1 protein-coding gene and 2 pseudogenes are annotated in these 3450 nt (G+C 69.3%); all 3 read right to left on the reverse strand.

From position 1 onward, the window contains the following. Positions 1 to 899: pseudogene (locus ABZS97_RS43620) on the reverse strand (hypothetical protein); the annotation flags it as partial. Positions 900 to 1031: 132 nt separating this feature from the next. After that, positions 1032 to 2405 (reverse strand): maltokinase, encoded by a 1374-nt coding sequence (locus ABZS97_RS43625; RefSeq protein ID WP_356149525.1) that lies wholly within the window; start codon positions 2403 to 2405, stop codon positions 1032 to 1034. Between the two features lie 43 nt (positions 2406 to 2448). Beyond that, positions 2449 to 3450 (reverse strand): annotated as a pseudogene (locus ABZS97_RS43630) (alpha-1,4-glucan--maltose-1-phosphate maltosyltransferase); the annotation flags it as partial.

Raw genomic sequence — 3450 nt, forward strand, 5'->3', positions numbered from 1 at the left:
AAGGGGTGCTCGGCGACCGGCATCAGTTCGACGTGGGTGAAGCCCAGGTCGGCGACGTAGGCGGGCAGCTGATCCGCGAGCTGACGATACGTCAGGCCTGGTCGCCAGGACGGCAGATGGACTTCGTAGACGGAGAACGGCGCCTCGTGCACCGGGCGGCCCGCCCGCCGGTCCATCCAGTCCACGTCCCGCCATTCGTAGGAAGAGGCGGCCCGCGTGACGATGGATGCGGTCGCCGGAGGCACTTCCGTGCGGCGGGCCATCGGGTCGGCGCGCAGGGTGTGGGTGCCGTCGGGGCGGGTGATGTCGAACTTGTAGAGCGTTCCCTCCCCGATGCCGGGCAGGAAGAGCTCCCATACGCCGGTCGAACCCAGGGAGCGCATCGGATGGGCGGTCCCGTCCCAGTGGCAGAACTCCCCGCAGACCCTGACTCCTTGGGCGTTTGGTGCCCACACGGTGAAGCGGGTGCCCCGAACGCCGTCGTGGATCATCGGATGGGCGCCCAGGGCCCGCCAGAGTTCCTCGTGTCTGCCCTCTCCGATCAGATGCAGGTCGAGTTCGCCCAGGGCGGGCAGGAAGCGGTACGGGTCCTGCACTTCGTGCTCGTCGTCCCCGTACGTCACCAGCAGCGTGTAGTCCGGGATCGCGTCCAGCGGCAGTACACCGGAGAAGAGGCCGTCACCCGTGTCGGCGAGCTCGCTCCGCTGTCCGTCGACCACCACGGCCACGGCGCGTGCCCACGGACGCAGCGCGCGGAACAGCACACCGCCCGCGATCAGGTGCGCGCCGAGCAGGGCGTGCGGATCGTGGTGAGCGCCCTCCAGCAGGCGCCTGCGGTCTGTCGGCTCCAGGGCGTCCGGCCGGTTGGGAGCGCGCTTGGCGGCAGGCGCGGCAGACACAGCAGACGCGTCCGGTGAAGCGGTGCGCCGTACGCCAACGGTGGTGGTGCGTGCTGCCACGGCTTCGGCCTCCTCAGGCGGTGAACGGATGTGGGCGGATGGTGGGCGGCCCTTGGCCGGACCACGTCGGTATCACGTATGTTCGGCGAGCCGTCCGACCGCCGCCATCGGGACGGGCAGCCAGTCGGGGCGGTGTCGTGCTTCGTACAGCACCTCGTACACGGCCCTGTCGGTCTCGTATGCGCGCAACAGCCCGGGTTCCTCGCGTGGATCCCAGTGCGCTGCCGAGGCATAGCCGGCGCAGAAGGCCTCCCGGCAGCGATACGCCCATTGGGGGTGCCAGGGGTGACGGGAGCGTGCCGCGTAGTCGAAGGAGCGCAGCATGCCCGCGACGTCGCGTACGGGGGACTGGGTGCGGCGGCGTTCCCCGAGTGGGCGGGCCGGTTCGCCTTCGAAGTCGATGACGAACCACTGCTGTCCGGCGCGCAGCATCTGACCGAGATGGAGGTCGCCGTGGATCCGCTGCGCGGGACGGGAGACGCCGAGCGCCGCGACCGCGTCGAAGGCGCCCCGCAACCGCAGCGCGTACGGCTCGAGCTCTGCGACAGCACGCGCGGTGGCGTCGAGGCGTTCACCCATCTCGGCAGCAAGTGCCCGAGTCTGGCGTTGCGTTGGAACCTCGCAAGGGAAGGACGAGGCGAGCGCACGATGCACTTCGGCGGTGGCCTGACCCAAGGCGTAGGCCTGGTCACCGAACTCCTCGCCTGCGGCGAGTGAGTCGAGCGCCAGGGTCCAGCCGTCCTCGGCGTCGGGCAGGAACGGCTGCAGCACGCCGAGCGTCGCCTCCTGCGGCTGCGAGGTGCGAAACCACGCCGCCGGAGCGGGCACGCGGGTGCATCCCTGCCGGGCCAGCACCCAGGGCACTTCCAGGTCCGGGTTGATGCCGGGCTGGACGCGACGGAACACCTTGAGAATGAACGAATCGCCGTACACCAGTGAGGTGTTCGTCTGCTCGGTGTCGAGGAGACGGGGGGTGAGGCCGGCGGGCACGGTCACTCGTGCGTCGCGTTCGAAGCGCAGGGGGCCGACCGATCCCGCGCTGCGCAGCCGCTCCAGGAGCAGCCCTGCCGCAGTGGGGTCGTGCAGGGCGTCGTACACGACCATCTCGTTCAACGGACCGGAGCTCAGGCGGCCGATGAAGGCGGGAGCGAGACGAGGCGGCAGCATCTCCCTTACGCCGAGAAGCAGTTGATAGCAGTCGTCGGCTGCAGGCGTGGCAGGATCATCGGGAGTGGGCGGGCCGAGGTGTTCGGTGCGGACCAGAAGGTGCAGGCAGCCGGGGGAGAGCTCGGTACTGGTCAGGACGGTCAGTCCGGTGATGCCCCGCCCCTTGCCCGCGAACCAGCGCTGTCGCGGCAGCCATCCGCGCAACAGCTCGACGAGCGAGGCCGAGGGCAGGGCGGCGAGGCCCTGACCGTACGCCCGCTGCAACGCGGTCTTCGGCATGGCGCGCGTCCTTTCAGGGAGGGGGCGGAGGCATCGTCGACGATCAGGTGGCGGGTGGGCCTCCGCTCCGCGGTGAGCTGTCGACGGCGAGGACGTGAGCGCCACCCGGCCGCAGACGCACGTAGTTGGCCCGGCCCCAGTGATAGGTCTCGCCGGTGAGTTCGTCGCGCACCGGCACGGACTCGTGCGGCTCCAGGCCGAGTTGGGCCAAGTCCAACGAGACCGTGGCCTCCTGGCTGTGGTGGGGGTCGAGGTTGACCACCATCACGACGGTGTCCGCGTCCGTGCGCTTGCTGTAGACGATCAGCGCCTCGTTGTCGGCATCATGGAAGTGGAGGTTCCTAAGGGCGTGCAGGGCGCGGTGGTCCCGTCTGATCCGGTTGAGCTCCGTGATCAGTGGCGCGATGGTCAGGCCCTCGCGTTCGGCCGACTCCCAGTCGCGCGGACGCAGTTGGTACTTCTCGGAGTGCAGGTACTCCTCGCTGCCCGCTGTGACCGGGGTGTCCTCGCAGAGCTCGTATCCGGCATAGACGCCCCACGTGGGCGAGAGGGTGGCGGCGAGGACGGCCCGCGCCTTGAATGCCGCTCGACCTCCCTGCTGCAGGTATCCGGGCAGGATGTCGGGGGTGTTGACGAAGAAGTTGGGCCGCATGCAGGCGGCCGCCTCGCCCGACAGCTCGGTCAGGTAGTCGGTCAGTTCCTGCTTGGTGTTGCGCCAGGTGAAGTAGGTGTACGACTGCTGGAAGCCGATCGCCGCGAGCCGGTGCATGATCGCGGGCCGGGTGAACGCCTCGGCGAGGAAGATCACGTCGGGGTCGGTGCGGTTGATGTCCGCGATGACCTTCTCCCAGAACACCACCGGTTTGGTGTGCGGGTTGTCCACGCGGAAGATCCGCACACCGTGGGACATCCAGTGCCGCAGGATGCGCACGGTCTCCTCGATCAGGCCGGGCATGTCCTCGTCGAAGGCGATCGGGTAGATGTCCTGGTACTTCTTGGGCGGGTTCTCCGCGTAGGCGATCGTGCCGTCGGCGCGGTGGTGGAA

Source organism: Streptomyces sp. NPDC005485 (assembly GCF_040606085.1).
Classification (GTDB): domain Bacteria; phylum Actinomycetota; class Actinomycetes; order Streptomycetales; family Streptomycetaceae; genus Streptomyces.

Excerpts from the sequence above, each read along its gene's own strand:
- ABZS97_RS43625 (WP_356149525.1), bottom strand. The coding sequence starts at position 2,405 with ATGCCGAAGACCGCGTTGCAGCGGGCGTACGGTCAGGGCCTCGCCGCC.